At 55.8% G+C, this 18,353-nt stretch carries 18 protein-coding genes; 9 read left to right on the top strand and 9 right to left on the bottom strand.

Annotated elements, in window-relative coordinates; all coding sequences use genetic code 11:
* Positions 1-114: 114 nt before the first annotated feature.
* The 8 genes from mcrC to ACO055_RS15985 form a co-directional block, all read right to left on the bottom strand.
* Complete coding sequence (gene mcrC, locus ACO055_RS16020; protein WP_422059827.1) at positions 115-1,266, bottom strand: 5-methylcytosine-specific restriction endonuclease system specificity protein McrC; 1,152 nt, start codon at positions 1,264-1,266, stop codon at positions 115-117.
* Positions 1,266-3,503, bottom strand: a complete 2,238-nt coding sequence (locus tag ACO055_RS16015; protein ID WP_422059826.1) for an AAA family ATPase — start codon at positions 3,501-3,503, stop codon at positions 1,266-1,268. Before ACO055_RS16015 ends, mcrC begins: the two co-directional genes overlap by 1 nt.
* A gap of 140 nt (positions 3,504-3,643) precedes the next feature.
* The gene (locus tag ACO055_RS16010; protein WP_422059825.1) at positions 3,644-3,766 is read right to left on the bottom strand and encodes a hypothetical protein; all 123 of its coding nucleotides are present in this window, start codon (positions 3,764-3,766) and stop codon (positions 3,644-3,646) included.
* Positions 3,763-4,194 carry a hypothetical protein gene (locus tag ACO055_RS16005; protein WP_422059824.1) on the bottom strand — a complete coding sequence of 144 codons (432 nt, stop codon included), beginning with the start codon at positions 4,192-4,194 and terminating at the stop codon, positions 3,763-3,765. The genes ACO055_RS16010 and ACO055_RS16005 overlap by 4 nt, the downstream gene beginning before the upstream one ends.
* The gene (locus ACO055_RS16000; RefSeq protein WP_422059823.1) at positions 4,191-4,472 is read right to left on the bottom strand and encodes a hypothetical protein; all 282 of its coding nucleotides are present in this window, start codon (positions 4,470-4,472) and stop codon (positions 4,191-4,193) included. The genes ACO055_RS16005 and ACO055_RS16000 overlap by 4 nt, the downstream gene beginning before the upstream one ends.
* A gap of 174 nt (positions 4,473-4,646) precedes the next feature.
* The gene (locus tag ACO055_RS15995; RefSeq protein WP_422059822.1) at positions 4,647-5,021 is read right to left on the bottom strand and encodes a hypothetical protein; all 375 of its coding nucleotides are present in this window, start codon (positions 5,019-5,021) and stop codon (positions 4,647-4,649) included.
* A 480-nt stretch (positions 5,022-5,501) separates the two neighbouring features.
* Complete coding sequence (locus tag ACO055_RS15990) at positions 5,502-5,879, bottom strand: DUF1878 family protein (RefSeq protein WP_422059821.1); 378 nt, start codon at positions 5,877-5,879, stop codon at positions 5,502-5,504.
* Positions 5,876-6,418: a hypothetical protein gene (locus tag ACO055_RS15985; RefSeq protein ID WP_422059820.1), complete on the bottom strand. Its 543-nt coding sequence runs from the start codon at positions 6,416-6,418 to the stop codon at positions 5,876-5,878. Before ACO055_RS15985 ends, ACO055_RS15990 begins: the two co-directional genes overlap by 4 nt.
* An 814-nt stretch (positions 6,419-7,232) precedes the next feature.
* Between ACO055_RS15985 and ACO055_RS15980 the strand changes: the two genes are divergently transcribed.
* The 6 genes from ACO055_RS15980 (at position 7,233) to ACO055_RS15955 (ending at position 14,534) form a co-directional block, all read left to right on the top strand.
* Entirely contained in the window at positions 7,233-7,871 is a 639-nt protein-coding gene (locus ACO055_RS15980) for an SOS response-associated peptidase (protein ID WP_422059819.1), read from the top strand.
* A gap of 108 nt (positions 7,872-7,979) precedes the next feature.
* Positions 7,980-8,330, top strand: a complete 351-nt coding sequence (locus tag ACO055_RS15975; protein WP_422059818.1) for a hypothetical protein — start codon at positions 7,980-7,982, stop codon at positions 8,328-8,330.
* A 4-nt stretch (positions 8,331-8,334) separates the two neighbouring features.
* Positions 8,335-10,812 (top strand): Hsp70 family protein, encoded by a 2,478-nt coding sequence (locus ACO055_RS15970; RefSeq protein WP_422059817.1) that lies wholly within the window; start codon positions 8,335-8,337, stop codon positions 10,810-10,812.
* Positions 10,812-12,176 carry an ATP-binding protein gene (locus ACO055_RS15965; RefSeq protein ID WP_422059816.1) on the top strand — a complete coding sequence of 455 codons (1,365 nt, stop codon included), beginning with the start codon at positions 10,812-10,814 and terminating at the stop codon, positions 12,174-12,176. Before ACO055_RS15970 ends, ACO055_RS15965 begins: the two co-directional genes overlap by 1 nt.
* 47 nt (positions 12,177-12,223) lie before the next feature.
* Positions 12,224-12,946 carry a hypothetical protein gene (locus ACO055_RS15960; protein WP_422059815.1) on the top strand — a complete coding sequence of 241 codons (723 nt, stop codon included), beginning with the start codon at positions 12,224-12,226 and terminating at the stop codon, positions 12,944-12,946.
* Positions 12,936-14,534 (top strand): hypothetical protein, encoded by a 1,599-nt coding sequence (locus tag ACO055_RS15955; protein ID WP_422059814.1) that lies wholly within the window; start codon positions 12,936-12,938, stop codon positions 14,532-14,534. The genes ACO055_RS15960 and ACO055_RS15955 overlap by 11 nt, the downstream gene beginning before the upstream one ends.
* Before the next feature lie 37 nt (positions 14,535-14,571).
* Here ACO055_RS15955 and ACO055_RS15950 read toward each other — a convergent pair whose 3' ends face one another.
* Positions 14,572-15,237 carry a hypothetical protein gene (locus ACO055_RS15950; RefSeq protein ID WP_422059813.1) on the bottom strand — a complete coding sequence of 222 codons (666 nt, stop codon included), beginning with the start codon at positions 15,235-15,237 and terminating at the stop codon, positions 14,572-14,574.
* 129 nt (positions 15,238-15,366) lie between these two features.
* Between ACO055_RS15950 and ACO055_RS15945 the strand changes: the two genes are divergently transcribed.
* The 3 genes from ACO055_RS15945 (at position 15,367) to ACO055_RS15935 (ending at position 18,347) form a co-directional block, all read left to right on the top strand.
* Positions 15,367-16,281, top strand: a complete 915-nt coding sequence (locus ACO055_RS15945; RefSeq protein ID WP_422059812.1) for a PDZ domain-containing protein — start codon at positions 15,367-15,369, stop codon at positions 16,279-16,281.
* 230 nt (positions 16,282-16,511) lie between these two features.
* On the top strand, positions 16,512-17,267 hold the full coding sequence (locus ACO055_RS15940; RefSeq protein WP_422059811.1) for a hypothetical protein: 756 nt from the start codon (positions 16,512-16,514) through the stop codon (positions 17,265-17,267).
* Positions 17,268-17,429: 162 nt separating this feature from the next.
* Complete coding sequence (locus ACO055_RS15935) at positions 17,430-18,347, top strand: 3'-5' exonuclease (RefSeq protein ID WP_422059810.1); 918 nt, start codon at positions 17,430-17,432, stop codon at positions 18,345-18,347.
* The last annotated feature ends 6 nt before the right edge of the window (positions 18,348-18,353 follow it).

Raw genomic sequence — 18,353 nt, 5'->3', positions numbered from 1 at the left:
ACGTTAACCTACAACATTTCGCGAACTATTGGAACAAAAATCTGAATTCATTATGATCGAGGATCTGTTGCGTCGCTTCGCCGCGGTTCGAGTAAAAATTCCGCCTGCATTGGTTCAGCGGGCGCTCCTTGCCGCGGCTTCGCCGTAAGATACTGCGCTACGTAGCGGAAGATTCCTGAGACGGGTGATGATCTCGCTGCTAGGCAGCGAGAGATCGATTGTGACCAATCGAACGCGATGTCCTTGGATTGTCGCGGCTTCGTCGATGTCCTTGTCAATCGACGGGTAGAGCAGCCAACCTTCGCTATCCCGTGATCGCGGATCGTGGTCTTTTTCTTGACTGCGAAGGTAGGCATAAAGCTGGTAAAGGTGCCCGGTCTTAAACCGCTCGCCACTGTGGTTCGATGCCGTCAAAATGTTTGTAAATTTGGTATCGATGATGATCCGGCGCGGTTGCCGTTCGTTCTCAATGATGATGTCCGTGATCATAATTGGCATGAATTCTGCCAGGCCATGCGACGCTGCCTGAACGGGCCACCTATAATGCTTTCCGGGATAAACCCTCCAGCCATCATCACGATCAAGTTCGGCCGCGAAAAAGTTGCCGATGGCCTTCTCAAAGAGCTTCCGAAATTCTGTCTCTTCGCGCTCCGCCTTTGAAACCGCGCGCGTTCCGGCCGCTTCCAGCGGCAAGACCAAATCGAACACGGCGGTCGCAAGTGACACCATAAGGCGATCATCGCCCTGATGGCGCGCAACTTGATCGGCTGCCATCTCCGATCGTGTGGGCTCGCGGCCAGAAACACCTACGCGCCCGAGATCGTTTGCCAGAGTTCGACAGCGGTGCGCGAGATCGTAGTCATCGAGAATTGATGACAGACGCGCCAAAGCTGTCCGGACCAATCGATTGCGTGGAGTGTCAATCGTAAGTTCTTCAAACCGGCACGCGACTTCACCGCGCCGGAGGAGATTTCCCGAGGCGGTTTGTAGAATATCGATGCGACCTCGGATGCGCTTCAGAACCTCGCTTCGGTTTCGATAACCAAAGCTGAGATTTCGGCGAAGTCGTTTTTCCACCGCATAGCAGAGGAGGCGCGCGATCAGGGATTTGAGGTCGGGAGACTGCTCGACCTCTGCATCAAAGCGATCGCGAAATTGCGCAAGACCAGAAGCATATAGAAACAGTAGCCAGACGTTCTTGATCGGAATCTTGCCGACTAGGCCGTCAGTCTCCCCATCCGGGCTATCAAGTTCCGCGGTTAGCATCACAGCGCTTCTAACAGTCGCCCCGTCAGTTTCCGCGCGCGGTCGGGATTGTCATACCAATACTCTTCGAGCAGCGGCGCAATTTCGGTGGTCACAATCTGCCGCAGCCATTCCCGCGCATCACCGATGACCTCCCCTGTCGTGGGCGTGACGTAGCTGTGTCCAATCTGGAATTGCGGGCCGAGTGACCGATCGCCAGCAATCTCGGCGTTCAGTTCGGTGAAGATCTGCTGGATCAGGGAGATGGACGCATCATCAATTTTCGCGTGCTCGCTGCACCAGGCTTTCCATCGATCATTAAGTCTTGGGTTGAGCGTGACAAACGCAAAGCGGCGGCGCAACGCGAGATCGACAAGAGCCAAGGAGCGGTCAGCGATATTCATCGTGCCGATCAAATAGAGATTCTCTGGAATGAACACGCGCTCGCCTTCAGCTCGACGATACGCAAGCTCAATGGCTTCTTCTTCGCGCCGCTTATCACGTTCGAGCAACGTCAGCATCTCGCCAAAAATCTGCGCGGGATTACCTCGATTGATTTCTTCAATGACCACGACCAGAGGGCGGTCAGGCTCAGCGCGTGCAGCTTCGACGGCCTCAAGAAACAGGCCATCGACCAGCGAGAGATCCCCGTTCCCATGAGGACGCCAGCCACGCACAAAATCTTCGTAAGACAGTGATGGATGAAATTGAATTGAGCGCAAACGCTTTCGCGTGACCTTGCGATCCTTGGTTCCGATAAGAGCGTATCCGAGCCGCTTCGCAAGCCACGTTTTTCCAGTTCCAGGTGGCCCCTGCAATATGAGGTTTCGTTTCGCCTTCAACCGGTCGAACGCATCTGAAAGCTCGTGATCGTCAAGGAAGCAGCCTTCATGGACGATGGTGTCTAGATCATACTCTTCTAGAGCGGACTCGTCACTTTCGATCTCAGTCTCGTCCTGTTCGTCCCTGAAAAACGGTTCGAGGCCCACCGCCATTTGGGGGCGATACTTCTTGGCGAAATAGGGAATGCGCAGCCAGAATTCATAGTCTTGCTGATGATCGCCGAACGTAAACTGGATCAGTCGCCTCGCCAGGTCATCTGATGCGTTCGCTTCCACTACAGTGACCCGATAGGTGTAGAAATACCATTCCTTCGGCGAATCCAGCTTTTGCCATTCAACCTTCACAGTTTTAGCGTCGGTAGAAGCTTTGGTGATTGTCCCAATGGCCTTGATCCGCATGCAGGAAACCGTCTTCCCTGCGTTGTCGAACGGCAAATTATACTTCTGCGTGAATGCCGCCTTGATTGCGATGCGATCGCCAACCTGCATCCGCTGCACGTGCTCCGAGAATTTGTCGTCGTAACCGTTCTGCCAAATTCCCTCGTCGACAAACCGATCAGTTTGATCGTCGTTGCCAGCCCAAGCGGCACCTACAAACCAGAAGCGGCGGTTGGGATCCTCGAAAAGTAGCGTGTCATCAATTACCAAGGGTGCGGGTGCATCATCATCGACATCGCCTCCGCCTTTCACCTTGAAACGCGACTGAACGTCTTTGAAGAGAGCAAGAGAAGACGCGTGGTCGAGGTGGGTTTCACGTCCCTCCGTTGTTAGGGCCCACACGCCGCGGTTCTTGCCGTCTATGAGACCCGCCTTGGCGAGGTAAAACCTCGCCCAGCCGACCTTGTTCTCGAATTTAGATTGCCCGCCTTTGGTCTTGTTGGTGAGTTCGTCCTCGCCAACTACCGTCATACTGGGCAGTGCAGCATAGACATCGCGCGGCTCGGCTGAGCCGCCATGCGCACGCAGGAAATCGAGCACATGTGGGAAATATTGAACGAACCTTGGGCCCGCTGCACCCTTCGGTGCTGATGATGCACCGTCTTCGTTGGGAAGATTTTCTGGAGCAGTTTGCGCCCATTCGAATGTAGCTTCTTGTTCGGCGCGCACGAAATCAGCAGGCGAAGATACCGAGCGTCCATGTCGCTTCGCCGCCGCAACGAACCCTTCCATCGCGCTGTCGACCATGCTGCCCGATTGAAGCCCGTCCTGGTTCACCACAATTGCCGTCAGTAGGGGCCAATCGTTGGCGGCGGATATTCCCAGCAAAGTCTCAAGATGACCATTCATGGCATAGCGCACCTTTTGCCAATCGAGGCTTTGCGCTTTTGCGATTTCGCCATAGGCTATGAATTTGCGAGCCTTTGCCGCCGAAATGATCGCCTGATAAGTTGTATTTAGATTCAATGTATCAGCCATGGCGTAGCTTACCTTGTCAGTGCCGGATCACACCGACAAATACGATTCGGGCGGATGCGATCGCGCAGTCTATCCCCCACGCGGTCATGCGATACATCATGATTGCGTTGCGCAGGCCTGAAGTCCAAATTCAAGATCAATCATTTGAGCAGATATTTCACTGCGGATACGATACCGACTACGAATGATCCGGCGACCAATGCCGTCAGCATCCAATATTCGATCGCGAACGCCAGCGATTTCTCCTCCGGATCAACTTTCACTGGCAGCGATGACCTTGCCAATAGCGATCCCACTTCGCCGCATAGCCATCTCGCAACATCGCGCAGGAAATATCTCCCGATCGGGGCGAAGTGCAAAATGCGGCCGTGCGATTGCCGCCGGCCGAACCAGCTGACCTGCATCGCATAACCGGTCCGACCACGATGACGTGACCTGTGGGACGCACACCGCCACGGTTGCCGAGCAATCCGACAAGATGATCGCGTGCCGCGATGGGGTCGGCGGCGGGGCAAGGATGCCCTGGACGACAAGTTCCATCCATCTCGCGTGTGGCGATACCGGAGAGGCGTATGTGCGGACCTTCCGCGCACCAGATCGGTCCATCGCCGTCCCACACCGCGGTAGGGGTGCAATCGAAGGTCTGCCCCGCGGGGACGTTGGAAACGGCGAGCAGGAGTGTGAACATCATCGCGGTTTGATACCATCGGGCCACGGCTCGTCGATCCCGAATTTCCTCGTCGAGTAGGATGGGACGAAAGCGATGTCAGTGGGAGCGGGTCCGGCACGGCAAACGAACGTGCTGTCGTTGTCCACCTGGTTCAGCACGGCGCTGACGAGCTTCTGCACATTCCAGTCGTCCCTCAATTCGGGGACCGGATGTTTTCCTTTTCCGTTCTTCCCGGCACGCATCGTTTTAATGGCTACATAGATACAGGTGCTGAGGTAATCGCGATCAACACGGTGCATGTCAGTCGTCAAACAACCGCGCGCGAATGTCTGACGCGGCTGCATTCAGCGTCGAAGCGCGAGTGCGTAGATCAACGTCGCCCGTTCGCCCTGCGCGATCCTTGAACCGCTCTGCCTTGCCTTCCAGGTAATCGGCGATGCGGTCCGCCTCTGGCTTACCGTTATGACCCGGCGTCATAACTTGGTCGGATCCGTATCGTGGGTCTGCCATTCGCTTAGCGCCCATTCTGCGACGCCCAGCATAAGATAGGGTTCGGCGCGGTTCGGCGCGAGCCGTTCAATCACTCGGCGAGAAGCGCCTTCAGCTTCTCGGCAGGCATTTAGGTGCGCCATATTGAGGCCGAAGTCTGACGGATCAGCGCGATCGAGGACGCCCTTGTCGTCCATCGCTTCAAGCGTGAACTGCGCGACGCGAGCTTGCAGGGGCGACACGCCTGCTAGGTCAAGCACCGCTAACGCGGCAGCGGTCGCTTCGTCTCTGATCTCGAGCGAAACGTCATCGACATCCCATATCTCAAGGCCGCGATATTTGCGGTCGATCCCATCCATTTTTCCATACTCCGACTCGAATCTCTCTTGCCCATTGTTCCTCTTTCGTTCTCTTTTGTCGAGTCATGAGTCGGCAGCTAGTGAACCCCATCAGCGACCTTTTCGATGTCGCCTGCAGACACCACACCGTTCAGGTGTCGTGCAAGTGTGGGAACGTCGGTATCTTCGATCCGCACGCGCTCTGGTATCTATTTGAGCGGAAAGGCTGGAACGATCGGCTACCCGAGGTGCGCAAGCGCATGCGGTGTCTGCAATGCTATTACGCAAAGCGGAAGAGAACGCTCGCGACGCTCGAACTGGTGAACGTCGATCATACGCGGCAATTACCGATGCCCGACATCATCGAATGGAAGCGCCAGCTCAGGCGCCGACGATAGCGAACGGCTGGAATGGGGTGGAAAGCTAAGTTGCGCGTTCTAAGGTTTTGCCTCTGAACGCTAAAATCCATTCGCTCCCACTCTTTCGGATCCAACCGATGTTTCAGCGCTCCCGTCGCATGATCGAATGGTATTCAAGCGCTGGCGATTTTCCAAAAGCGTCAACGTATGCTTCGCAAACATTGGTCCACTGGTGATTCCGGTAAAATGCTAAAACAACAGATTTTAGGCCTTGGTATGAAATCCCGAGTTCTCGATCAAAGTCGCTCTCGAACGCAGCGGTGTTCATGACTTCACCGTTTTCCAATCTCTGATCCCATTGCTCAAAAATATCGTGAACCTTTTCCAGTTCCGCTCGATTCCAATTCATATCCAAGACTAGTGATTCAACAGGATATTTTTCGTGATCGATGGTCAGTCCGAGTAGAGACACATGATAGGCGAGCTTATCGATAATTTTCTCTATATCTTCACTGTTCATTTCAACTCTCCGATGTCCGCCGTGTTCGCCGCCAGTTCTGAAATTGTGTCTTGAACTAGAACCTGAAGCTCACGCCATTTTGTAGGATCTGGAGACGAGAAAAATGACGCCTCATAGGCGTTGAGTTCTTTCTGTGCTTTGGTCAACTGCTCCCGGGCTACACTTCCGTGTCCGGTTCTCGGCAATGCGCCCAACGCGTTGTCAAACTCTCGACGGATAAGATCGAACCTGTTGCCCACCTTGTAGCCTCGCGCCCGCTTCTTTTCAGGCGAAACGTCGCGGATGTGTTCCTGAGCAGACTTCAGGCGTTCTCCGACGGCAGCAAGTTGAACGGTGGCCATCGCTCTTCTTGCAGCTTGACTTGAGCTCCGGGCGCTTCGAGCCTGACGAATACTTACAAACATACTTATCAGCGTCACTGCCACGCCGACAACGGTTATCCAGTCAGAAAAACCCACTACCACCCCCGCAATTTCGACAAAAATATCCGTTCGTGTGTAAGAGCTTTTCGCTGAAATACGCCCAAAAAGCACGGGCACGGCAACCTAGTCCCACTTGAACTCACATCGACCGCCCCAAGATGCATTATCGTTCATCACCGCTTCCTGCCAACGATATCTAAAACGAATGGCAAGTTCACGGCAAAAACATCAACGCGTTCGATTGCCCGTATCGGTGGATACCAAACATTAGCGCATGGGCAATATCGTGCATTGACGAGGTCGGCAGTGGGGGGCGCACGCTATTGGACATAAACTATGACAAGATCAGCGGATCGTTGGGGTCACTGCTGTTAATATGGTCGACGGTCGAAAAATCTGTGCGCGACGAAGTCGTTCGCTTCCACGGCTTTCTGCCGCCAAGAGCGCACGGCATTGCTGCGGCAGTGCGGTCATGGGAAAGCACAGTGATCGCGGCTCAACCAGCTACCTCGCTTTGCCCGTTGCTGGCGACAACTCTTCGATGCCAACTGCAAGGGCCGCTCGATATACGCAATGGCTTATGCCACGGGCTTGTCGGCATTTCGGCGGCAAATGAGCAAATGCCAGCCCAACTGCACTGGGAACTCAACGACGAGAAACACTCTATCTGTTGGGACGATTTGCAGGGGTGCTTGGGGTGGCTGTCGAGGATACCCAGAGCCCTTTGGATAATATCCAACCCATCGTTGGAGCGCCCGGGAACCAGGGCGACAAACACGGCCGAAAACCGGGAATGGTGGCGGTCCGAGTTTGCGCTCGATGTGCCAGACCCATGAAGATGACGCGGCTGCAGTTCCAGACGCCAAAAAACTATATCGTTCTCCGAAGCTCGCCCGGTTGACAGTTTTCAACCGGGCGCCACTCTATGCCCATGTGCAACCTCTACACCAACAAATCGACTGTGCAGGAGGTGGCTTCGCTGTTCGGGACGCCAGTGACCCATGGCTTCAACGCGCCCGCTGACGTGTATCCGCAGTATCCCGGCATTGTGGTTCGCGAAGATCAAGGTAAGCGGGTGCTCGAACAGATGACCTGGGGCTTTCCGCGGCACTCGATCAACAAGCGGACCGGAAAACCCAACAAGCCGACAGCGACGAACAACGCTCGGGACGACAAATTATGGACGATCTGGCGGCAGTGGTTCACCGATCCAGCTCAACGATGCCTGATCCCGTTCACGTCATTTGCCGAGGCCGAGGGGGAGCCTGGTAAAATGACCCGAACCTGGATCAGCGTCGCCGACCAGCCGGTTGCTGCATGGGCCGGCCTTTGGAGGCCCACTGATGAATGGGGCAACGCCTATACCGGCGTAATGGTCGATGCGACCAAAGAACTTTGGGACATTCACGACCGAATGCCGGTGATCTTGCACCCTGACGCACATGAGGCATGGCTGCGTGCTGACGCCGAGGAAGCAATGGCCGTCGTGACGCAATATCCCGCGGCGAAGCTGACGGTGGAGCGCACCGATGACCCTTGGTTCGCCCGTAAGGCTGTTGGCCCCAAATAAAAATCTTCAGATTTAGCTTCTATGCCCTTGGCGAAATGCATGGTTCCAACCTAAAACCATGCCAAAGTTTAAGTATTTAACGCATGCGAATGAAGGGGCGGGGCAGTCGTGGACGGACAAGTTGATACCGAAGATTTGTTAATCGGCCTCGCAGTTGAAAGCTGGCGACTTTGCCGCATGTTTCAACGATCAATCGATACCCGAGACATCAAATCGGCGGGACGGCAATCCAATCAGGTTCGGTATTTCCAGCGCAAGCTGGAGGACACGCTCTTGCCACTCGGATTACGCATCGTTGATCTTGAGGGGCAATCTTATGAGCCAGGCATGGCTGCCACGGCACTCAATGTCGCCGACTTCGGTCCCGAAGATGAGCTCTTCGTCGACCAAATGATAGAACCAGTTGTCATGGGCGCCGACGGCGTGCGTCGGACCGGCACCATGATGCTTAGGAAGTGATAAAATGGATTACGTTGGCATCGATCTAGGAACCACCAATAGCGCCATCGCGAGTTTTGACGGCGAATCCGTGTCACTTTACAAAAGCCCAGAGCAGCATGATGTGACGCCGTCAGCAATATTCCTCGATCGACGAGGCAATAAGTTCGTTGGGACCCGCGCCTATAACAATGCGGCTCGTAATCCGGACAACGCGGCGGTTCTTTTCAAGCGCATGATGGGCACCAGCACGCCGATCAATCTTAAGGCGCTCGATAAGACGATGACGCCGGAGGAATGCTCTGCCGAGATTTTGCGGACCGTGTTTGGGTATCTGCCAGAGTCAATGCGCAATGGCGGAGACACGGGCACGGTGATCACCGTGCCGGCGGCATTTAATCAGATGCAGAAAGACGCGACATTGACCGCCGCGGAGGGCGCTGGGATCGGTCGCGTCGCGCTCATGCAGGAGCCCGTTGCCGCAGTGATGAGCATCATGCGGCAACGCAATCGTGATGGCACGTTTCTCGTGTTCGATTTGGGCGGAGGAACGCTTGATATTGCAATCGCGCAGAGCATGAAGGGGCGCGTCAGCCTCCTCGCTCACGGCGGTGTTGAAATGTGTGGCGGACGGGACATCGATCGCGCGCTCATGGATGATGTGGTCAAACCTTGGCTCGTTGACACCTTCGATCTCGGCGACGACTTCGCGACTAACCCGATGTTCAAAACTTTGGTCCGTATGGCGACTTGGGCTGCAGAGAAAGCCAAGATCGAGCTTTCGCACGCTGAAGATACTGTCATCGCGCTATCGGAGACTGAGATTGGGGTTCGGGATCGGTCAGGAGAGGAAGTCTATGTTGACATCCCCCTAGACCGTGCCCGTCTCGATGCGCTCATCGACCCTATCTTGCAGAAAGCCATTCATTCGGCACGCGAAACACTGGATCAGGCCGGGATCAGCGCACACGATGTTGATCGGGTAGTCTTCGTGGGAGGTCCGACACAATATAAGCCGCTTCGCGACAAAGTCGCATTCGAGCTTGGAATTTCTGCCTCAACGGACGTTAACCCGATGACGGCGGTTGCAGAGGGTGCCGCTATTTTTGCGGAATCTATCAATTGGGAAACTGAAAGCCGCGGAAGGAAATCGTCCCGTAGTTCGCTCTCCTCGAGCGGGCTCGAATTCGCCTATGTCGCGCGGACCCCTGATGCGTCGGCTAAAATCGTCGCGCGGAAAGTCGGGGGCATGGCCGGCGAATTCCAGGTCGACAGTCTGGAGACAGGTTGGTCGTCCGGACGGCAATTGTTGAAGGATGGTGCGTCGATTGACCTCCCTCTGTCCAAGCCGGGGCAGAATGCCTTTCGTGTCTTCGTTTTCGACGCCGATGGCGGTCCGGTGAGCATCCCCAACGATCGTATCACAATTAGCCGGACCGCGGCTTCCATCGATGCAATTCCAGCATCGCACACGATCAGCATTGAGGTAATTGAGGGTCGGAACGGAATGCGAGGCCTCGAGCCTCTAGTGCGCGCAGGTGATCCGCTTCCGAAGAAGGGCGTCCTAAAGTTTCGCGCAGGTGAAACCCTGCGAGCGGGAAGCCCGGGCGCACTGAATTTCAAGCTTTGGGAGGGATCGATACGCGAGCCGATCGAAGACAATATCTTCATCGGCACGTTTCGTGTTTCCGGATCAGACTTCGATGAGGGGATGATCGCAACCGGTGCTGAGGTCCATTGCGAATACGAGATTACCGACGCAGGCAATATTCGCCTCGATATTTCCGTCCCCGATATCGGCGGATCGTTCTCAAGCGGTCACAACTACTATGCGCGTCAGGACGCGCAGCTGGATTACGGACAAGCCGCTACTCTCGTCGCGGTCGAGGCCGAGACGACCATCGAGAGGCTGGACGCTTTCGCAGCGCATATCGACGATCCCCGTATCAATCAAATCCGTGACAGGATTGCTAAGGCGGGCGCGATCGACATCGACCGGGCCGAACCGGAGGAGACCAAGCAGGCGCTCGATGAAATCAGGGCGGCACGAAAAGACATCTCGATCCTGCGCCGTGATCATCTGAAGTTGATACGCCAAGTAGACCTGGATGGCATCATTGATAGCTTCGATGGCTTGGCCCGCGGTCTGGCGCGTCCGGACGAAGAGCAAGCATTCGATGCCTTGGTGCGCACGGCGCAGCATTCGATCGATATCAACGGAAATGACTTCGAGTCTCACCTGTCTGAGCTTCGCTCCAAAAATATCGTCATTCTGTGGCGTTCGGACGAATTTATTGTTGCCCGCTTCCAGTGGCTCGCTCAGAGCCCGGAGCAGTTCGCAGATCATGCTCAATACGGACGATTGGTAGATAAAGGCCGGACAGCTTTGGCAAGCCAAGATTTCGATAAGTTGCGCGATATCCTCATTCATCTCGACAACATGCGTTTCACGCGAATTGGAGAAGAGGAAATGCTCGCGATGGCCAACATTGTGAGGGGCTGATGAAGGGATCCCCTTTTCCTCAAGGCTTCCAATTGCCGAATGGTGTTCAGCTCGGCCGGGCGACATTTACTTGCGACGAGGTTGCGTGGATCCATGTGACCAAGGACGGCAGACGCGCAGTCATCGTCGCTGAGCCGTCATCGCTGATCGGGGACGATGAACTCGAATGGCTCCATCTCACCTATAGTGGGACGGGGTATCGTTTCATATTGGCGACCGGGGTTGTGGAGTCCGTATCGAAACTGCCTCGACCTCGATCTGCCAATGCTGCGATGGCCTTCGCCAGAGCATTGTCACGGGTATCCGGAACGATCGAGGAGGCAATTTTCGTCGAGGAATACGAAGCCTTTGTTATGCTCGCGTCGGAGAGCAGCCAACGGAAAAACAAGGCGCAAGTATTGGGGGCATATCTTACCGGAGGAGTCGATATATCGGCTGACGACGTAGTTGCTCTTCAGAAAATCGTGCCAATGGTGACGGAGGAGCAAATCTCGAACCTTTTGGGTATTGCGGGCATAGCTCCGAAGACGCCAATCGACCGCGGCCGGAGGGCATTGGCCAAACCGCACCCGAGGCTCCATAATTCCGAGAGCGCAAAGCAATTGGCGCCATTCGCGCTACCTGGCCGCCGCGAACTTTCCGCGTTTTTTAATGAGCACGTGGTGGACATCGTCGCCGACGAGGAACGCTATGCCGCGATGGGGATCGGCTTTCCAGGCGGAATCATCCTTGAGGGGCCGACTGGTTGCGGCAAAACCTATGCGGTCGAACGACTGGTCGAGCACCTCGGCTGGCCCAGCTTTTCTATTGAAGCGTCAAGCGTCGCCAGTCCCTACATTCATGAAACGTCACGCAAGGTAGCCGAAATCTTTTCTGAAGCGATGAAGTCAGCGCCAGCAGTTGTCGTTATTGACGAAATGGATGCTTTTTTGGCCAGCCGGGATTCCGGGTCGCATCAACACAATGTTGAAGAAATCGCCGAGTTTTTAAGGCGCATTCCAGAAGCGAGCGCTAACCGGGTTCTCGTGATCGGCATGACGAACCAGATCGACGCGATCGATTCCGCAATCCTTCGGCGGGGTCGCTTTGATCACGTTATTCACGTCGATCATGCAGGCGCGGATGAGGTGGCTGGTCTTCTCGAGGCATTGCTCGAAAACATTCCAAATAACGTCACTGATGTGCCGGGCCTCGCTCAAAAACTGTCAGATCGACCCTTGTCTGACGCAGCGTTCGTCGTGCGCGAAGCTGGTCGCCTAGCCGCCAAAGCGCGGAAGGATCGCGTGGGGGACGAGGAAATCGGGACTGCACTGGCGCGATGTCCATCTCGAAACCCCGAAGATAGACAGCGGATAGGTTTCTGACGATGCTGCCACCCATACCTACTGGTTTCGATGGCCTCTCGTCGTTCGTGACGGACGCCGACGCGGCGATCGCTTCAGCTGATAAAATTGCAGCGGGTCCCCGTCCACTGCAGGCTCCCACGCCGCGGGCCGGACCACCTTCCGAACCGATTGATCAAGATGGCGGCGCGTTTTTCCGCGGCATCAAGAAGATCGGAGGATGGGTCTTCGCAATCGCGCTAATTATTGCCATCAAATCTTGCTTCTTCGCAGGCACACGCAGTGTGGTCGATAGCGCATCGTCGCCCGATTATGACGAAACGATGCAGGACTATTCGACTTCTACCGACGGTAGCGACGAAGCCGCCGACGCTTCGGGCGATTATATGGCGACCGATGAATCGGCCGCGCCAGCCTATGGCGTCGAAAGTGGCGCCGGCACGGATACGCCCTACGATGGCGACTCGATATCGGATAACGGCCCAGTTGCCGCTCCTTCCGAGGAGATGATGCCTGCTCCTGGCAGCGCAACTCTCACTATGGCCGAAATGCAATATTGTCTGGCGGAAGACATCAGATTGTCGTCGCAAAAATCGGAGATGGAAAGTCTAGAAGGCGTCGATTCGGACCGCTTCAATCGGAACGTGGACGACTTCAATTCAGCCGTAAGAAAATACAACAGCGCATGCTCTAACCGGCAAATCCGCGCTTCGCAGCGCCCGTTAGCCGAAACGAATGTCAACGGGCGTCGCTATATGCTTGAATCGGAGGGACGCCGCCGTGTCCAGTGATACCAGCTTGGAACTGAACGCATTTGCGTTACTTGCCGTTAGCACCCGTGACGACGCCCGTCGCATCATGGAAGCAGCCGACGATCAATCGCTCTACCACGATCCCGAAGCCTGCCAGCAGGCCAGGGCAACGTTGACCAATCCGAGGCGGCGTGTCGAAGCGGAATTCGCATGGTTTCCTGGAGTCGCCCCTGGGACCGCGATGAAGGCGGTTGAGGCATCCAGTATTGGAGAGGTGGAAAATCTCCCGCTGTCTGGGCTGGCAATGGCTAATGCCCTAATTATGGCAGCTTCGAAGATGCCGCCGTCTTCCACATCCGACCTTCGGCAATTTATTGAGAATGTTGTCGCGGCGGTCGACGAAGCCCAGCTCGATCAGGTTATTCGTGAGATCAACGAGGATCGCGAAATCGCCGGACTGCCCGCGATAGCGAATGAGCAGATCGCTGATGACGCGTTCCAGTCCAGACAACACGCTTGGCGCAGATCAGTTATTACCGCACTCGATCGAGCGCCCACAGCGGAGATGGCCGAAGCCTTGTATATTTTGGTCAAGGACGCGGCTGACGCCCATATCTTTCCGCGTTTCCTGCATGAGATTATCGACGATTACGCACTGCGCGCCCAACCCTTCATGGCGAAAGAGGTCGCGACGGCTGAGAGGCTGATCGAAAAGGCCCGCACGTTAGCTGGCAATCGTCCCGATGCTCTTCCGCCAATCTTCGCAGCGATCGCAGAGCTGCTGAATACGTGGGAGGAGCTGACCTACCCAGTGCAGATGAGCGCAACATTGCGCGGACGGAAGGACAGGGACAGCGAAAATTTGGCGTTCATGATTCGCGACCTCTCGATCGATCTCTTCAACAAACATAATCTCATCAATGAGTCGCGCCATATCTCCGAATTGGTGGGTTCTAGCTTCTCGGCTCTTCCACAAGTCGCTGGAGCGATTGCCAAGGATGGCAGTGACCTCGCTGATCTTGAGACACAGGCCAGCGCGCGTGAAGCCGAGATTTCCTACGCAGCCGACGTTGGAAAGATTTTCAAAACTCGGCTAGCGATCAGTCCCTCGGGACTTGAATGGAAAGGCAAAATTACACCTTTGGAAGACGTTCGAAGCGTCCGCTGGGGAGGGGTGAACAATTCGGTCAATGGCATCTCGACTGGCACCGAATATTTGATTTCTTGGTATGACGGCATTCAGACGACCACCGTCGAATTTGGCAATAGTCGCATTTTCGAGGCGTTTATCGGGTGCTTATGGAAGGCGCTGATGGAACAGATTGTCAGCGGAATCTTATCGCATCTGCGCAGCGGCCGCGAATTGCATGCCGGTAATGCGGTCCTAAAGGATACCTCCGTCATTTTACGCCGAAAGAAATTTTTTGGAGATGAACCAGCGGAATACGACTGGGGCGACGTAACGGTAACGACCTACTCCGGATCATTCATAATCAATGGTCCCCAGGGCTCAAAGGCGTCGGCCGCACTGAGTTACAGGGACGTCGACAATGTCCATTTCATTGAGATGGTAGTTCGCTACGCATTCTCAAACGGCATCACGCGGCTCAGCGATTCATTTGGCTAAGATCAGCCATGAGATTGGAACGCCCGATCCGCCCTAACTATCCAATCGCTGCAGCAGGCTGTTCATGGTCCACGATCCGCATCGACTTGTGCATGAAACGCGCCTCGGGAATGAGCAATTCTTCTTCCTTCCGGTCGTTTAGAAATGCAGCGACGTCTTGCAGCTCGATTGTCATCGACAAGATCAATGGCTGACCCATAATCCCCCATGATTTGGGCCAAGTGTTTGCATAGAACTCCGCAATTTCGAGATTTAAGGTCCAACTCACACCGTCCGCGAGCTCCTCGAAATCACCTGCGCCGCCGCGATATACGGTTAGGGGAAATTCCATCGCGTTGAGCTGATCTTCTTCGTCCGCCGTCATGAGATCCGGACCCCAGTCTTCTACGAAATCCTGCATCGTCCATTCTTCTCCGCCCGGACAACGTGCAACAGCGCTAACATAAGATCCACGTCGGCCGACGCCTATGTAAGGCTCGCTGTCCCAAGCATGGCGCAACGCCCCACTGATCATTGGCCTGTTCAAGGGCAGATCGCATGCCCAGGCTTCGACCATTGAAGCGACCAGTTCCAAACGCTCGCGATCGTTCAGCCGCAGGAAGATCGCCGCACCTTCTTCACGATCTCGGGCACGACCTTTGTCATCTAGACTATGAAGGCGGGAGAATTTTTTGGCTTGTTCGGCGAGGAGTTCAGACGACATGATCAATCTCTCTCCCGTTGGTGCGTCTAGCTGATGCATCAACAATCTTGAGAAATGGTTGCCGTATTCCTTGCAGTGAGGTTGGGATATACACGCCGACAATGTGCGAAAGTTTGGGGGATATTAAAAATGAAATTGGGGCGGCTACTTTGTGTTTTAGTTTTGACGTATATTTCGGTGCCGGCGTTGGCGGACGAATTTATGGCTGTGACGCCTTCCGGCGCGGCGGAGATGCTATTCCCTAATCACGCCGGTGAGGCGGTTGGTAAGCTGTCGAACAAGTGCATCGACGCCCGTTGGACGGTCATATCTTCGACCCCGACAGATCTTGTCTGCGAGGCTCCCATGAACATGGGGCAGTCGGTGTTGGGGCAGATGCTCATGGGTAACAGCTATTCAACCCCGCCGCGCCGCTTCTTCCGTTTTAACGTTGCTGAAATCAGCGGCGTGTCCCGTGTCCAGGCATCGGGATGGATGGAACTGCAGATGGCCTTCGGGCAGATGAAGCGCACCGATTTCTCAGGACCGGAATTTCAGAACAGCATTTTTTCATTCATGAGCGCCGCCGGCGGAACATTCCCTGTCGGCACACGATTCCCGAACCACGTCATGATGGGATTCAAATCGGACGATTACGCGATGGGGAAAAATGCGGCGTTGAGAGTTACTGAGGTTGATCCGGGAAGCCCTGCGGAAGTGGCCGGCATAAAGCCAAACGATATCGTGTTCTCAGTGGCCGGGAAGAAGTTCAAGCAATACGACGATTATCTGGACGCCACCGCCAAGGCCGCGCAGACCCCCACTTACGTCGTGGAACTGATGCGCGATGGTAAACCCGTGAAAGTGACTGTTGCACGGGCGTTCCGTCCTGACTGGACCGAGGTTGCTAAGCCAGCGCCAGATACGACCCCGGCGGCGGCGGCTAAAGAGGTGGCAGCACCGTCGGTAGCCGACGAATTGGCTAAGCTCGCCAAGCTCCGCGATGACGGCGTTCTAACAGACGCCGAATTTGACGCGCAGAAAAGGAAACTGTTGGGCCTGTAGGGCGGTCATCGAAGCAGAACTGTCGGCCCATCGGACATTCATTTTTGCGATGTGCCCTTCGAGAAGCCCTTAAACTGTGGGCTTTCGCAATCCTGGTTAACAGATTTTAACGTGCAATACTTCGCGAACTATTGAAATATAAATTGAAGTTTCCATATGGTCATTCGCCGGCGGTGTCGCCCCGCTTTTGCATAAGAGGAATTGCCACTTCGGCGACCAGGAGACTTCCAATGGACATCATGACCATTGCCCCGCAAACCATTCCCGGCAGCGCTGCCTCAATCGAAGTAAATCCGATCGTTCTCGATCCCCTTGCGGAAGACTGTCCATACGATGACACCGCCATCATCACCACACGGCGCGCAATTACACGCGTTGCTCTGGTTGCGGTAGAAACGGGAGGCCGCTTCCAGCGCGAGGGCATCGAGCATGACCCTATGTCATGGATGCTCGCACCGCGGCGGCTGTTTGATGGCAGGGCGGCTATCGACGCGTGCCTCGAGCGCGAGCATTGTCTACGCAGCATTCTCGTCCATGGGCTGTCACTTGGACTCGACCTCGCGCCCACGGTCGTTGATACGCTTCTTTCAAACGATGATGAGGACAAGCGCCGACGATCACGGCAACATATGTCGTCCAAACGGAAGGCGGGAAAAAAGGATCACTGTTCCGGTCGTCGGCCTTTGGCAGCGCCCCGCTTGTTCACGGCGACCATCATATATTCTAGCCGAAAGCTGATGCTTCAGGCGTTCCATGCCTCCATCGCACATGAGCCGTCCGAGATCTCGGCTCGTTTGTGTGAACGCTTTGGGCATTCTGCCGCCAATGTCGCCGACATTCGCGAAGGTTTCCACCAATCAACCCCAGTGGCGATGGCATTGGTGCAGGAGCCCGTCGCGGAACTTATCCGCCGTGTGGCGCCTGAAGCAGATCATCCATTACACAATGATTTCGCAGTGACCATCGAGCAGCGCATCGACGTCTGATCCAAAATGAGGATGGTCGACGCCGAGCCTATGTCGTCACGCGTCGTTTAAACGTTAGCCTCAGGCAGCGCTTCGCGGCCTGACAATATTCCTGACCACGTCCGCCGCCCATCATGGGGGCGTTCGGCCCAGGCAAAGTTCCTTCAACGATCGGAGACAACCATGCAGGACGAGGTTCCTGATCCGGGTGCGCTGTGCGTGCCGAACGGCGATGACGATGTGCGCCTGCTGCGCCGGCTCGATGTCCGCGAGGGAGAGACCGGCGTCGGCGGCCGGGTCGATACCTTTATCGGCGTTGCCGTCGACTGCGAGACAACCGGCATCGGTGATGATGACGCGATCATCGAACTCGCGTTGCGGCGCTTCCGCGTCGATCCGGCTGGCGTGATCGTCAAGATCGACCGGCCATACTCGTGGTTAGAGGATCCGGGATGCCAACTGCCCGAGGACATTGTGCGCCTAACTGGCATCACCAACGTCGACGTAGCCGGCAAATCCATCGACGACGGGGTGGCCGTGCGACTACTCAAATCTGCCACGTTTGTCTGCGCGCACAATGCTGCCTTCGATCGTCGTCATGTCGAACGCCGCCTACCGGAGGCTGCGGGGCTTGCGTGGTGCTGCAGCTGCAACGACATCGACTGGCGCGCCAATGGTTTCGACGGCCGGTCGCTGGGGTGGCTTCTTGCGCAGAGCGGATACTTCCACGGTGCGCACCGCGCCGTGGACGATGTCGACGCGGTGATCCAAATTCTACGACAGAATATACCTGATGGCACGACTGCGCTCGCGCAGATGCTCACTAACGCCCGCGCGCCAAGCTGGCGATTCCGCGCGGTCGGCGCCTCCTTCGAGGTGAAGGACTTGCTGCGACTGCGGGGCTACCGCTGGGACGCTGCGAGCAATCCGAAATGCTGGTGGCGAGAAGTGCCCGACGCCCGTCGCGCCGAGGAGGAATGGTGGCTCGCCAGTCATGTCTACTCGATGGAGGCCAATCCCCGAGCTCTTGGACCGATCATCGAGCGGCTGACGTGGCGGGAACGCTACGCACCAACAGCGCCATCGAACCGACCGCCATAAACGCTC

The organism is Sphingopyxis sp., assembly GCF_965227415.1.
Classification (GTDB): domain Bacteria; phylum Pseudomonadota; class Alphaproteobacteria; order Sphingomonadales; family Sphingomonadaceae; genus Sphingopyxis.
The sequence above is the reverse complement of the archived record's forward strand: the minus strand, read 5'-3'. Positions and strand labels throughout refer to the sequence as shown.

Excerpts from the sequence above, each read along its gene's own strand:
- ACO055_RS15995 (WP_422059822.1), bottom strand. The coding sequence starts at position 5,021 with ATGGATGGGATCGACCGCAAATATCGCGGCCTTGAGATATGGGATGTC.
- mcrC (WP_422059827.1), bottom strand. The coding sequence starts at position 1,266 with ATGCTAACCGCGGAACTTGATAGCCCGGATGGGGAGACTGACGGCCTA.
- ACO055_RS15980 (WP_422059819.1), top strand. The coding sequence starts at position 7,233 with ATGTGCAACCTCTACACCAACAAATCGACTGTGCAGGAGGTGGCTTCG.
- ACO055_RS15935 (WP_422059810.1), top strand. The coding sequence starts at position 17,430 with ATGCAGGACGAGGTTCCTGATCCGGGTGCGCTGTGCGTGCCGAACGGC.
- ACO055_RS15965 (WP_422059816.1), top strand. The coding sequence starts at position 10,812 with ATGAAGGGATCCCCTTTTCCTCAAGGCTTCCAATTGCCGAATGGTGTT.
- ACO055_RS16005 (WP_422059824.1), bottom strand. The coding sequence starts at position 4,194 with ATGATGTTCACACTCCTGCTCGCCGTTTCCAACGTCCCCGCGGGGCAG.
- ACO055_RS15940 (WP_422059811.1), top strand. The coding sequence starts at position 16,512 with ATGGACATCATGACCATTGCCCCGCAAACCATTCCCGGCAGCGCTGCC.
- ACO055_RS16015 (WP_422059826.1), bottom strand. The coding sequence starts at position 3,503 with ATGGCTGATACATTGAATCTAAATACAACTTATCAGGCGATCATTTCG.
- ACO055_RS15970 (WP_422059817.1), top strand. The coding sequence starts at position 8,335 with ATGGATTACGTTGGCATCGATCTAGGAACCACCAATAGCGCCATCGCG.
- ACO055_RS16000 (WP_422059823.1), bottom strand. The coding sequence starts at position 4,472 with ATGCACCGTGTTGATCGCGATTACCTCAGCACCTGTATCTATGTAGCC.
- ACO055_RS15950 (WP_422059813.1), bottom strand. The coding sequence starts at position 15,237 with ATGTCGTCTGAACTCCTCGCCGAACAAGCCAAAAAATTCTCCCGCCTT.
- ACO055_RS15990 (WP_422059821.1), bottom strand. The coding sequence starts at position 5,879 with ATGAACAGTGAAGATATAGAGAAAATTATCGATAAGCTCGCCTATCAT.
- ACO055_RS15945 (WP_422059812.1), top strand. The coding sequence starts at position 15,367 with ATGAAATTGGGGCGGCTACTTTGTGTTTTAGTTTTGACGTATATTTCG.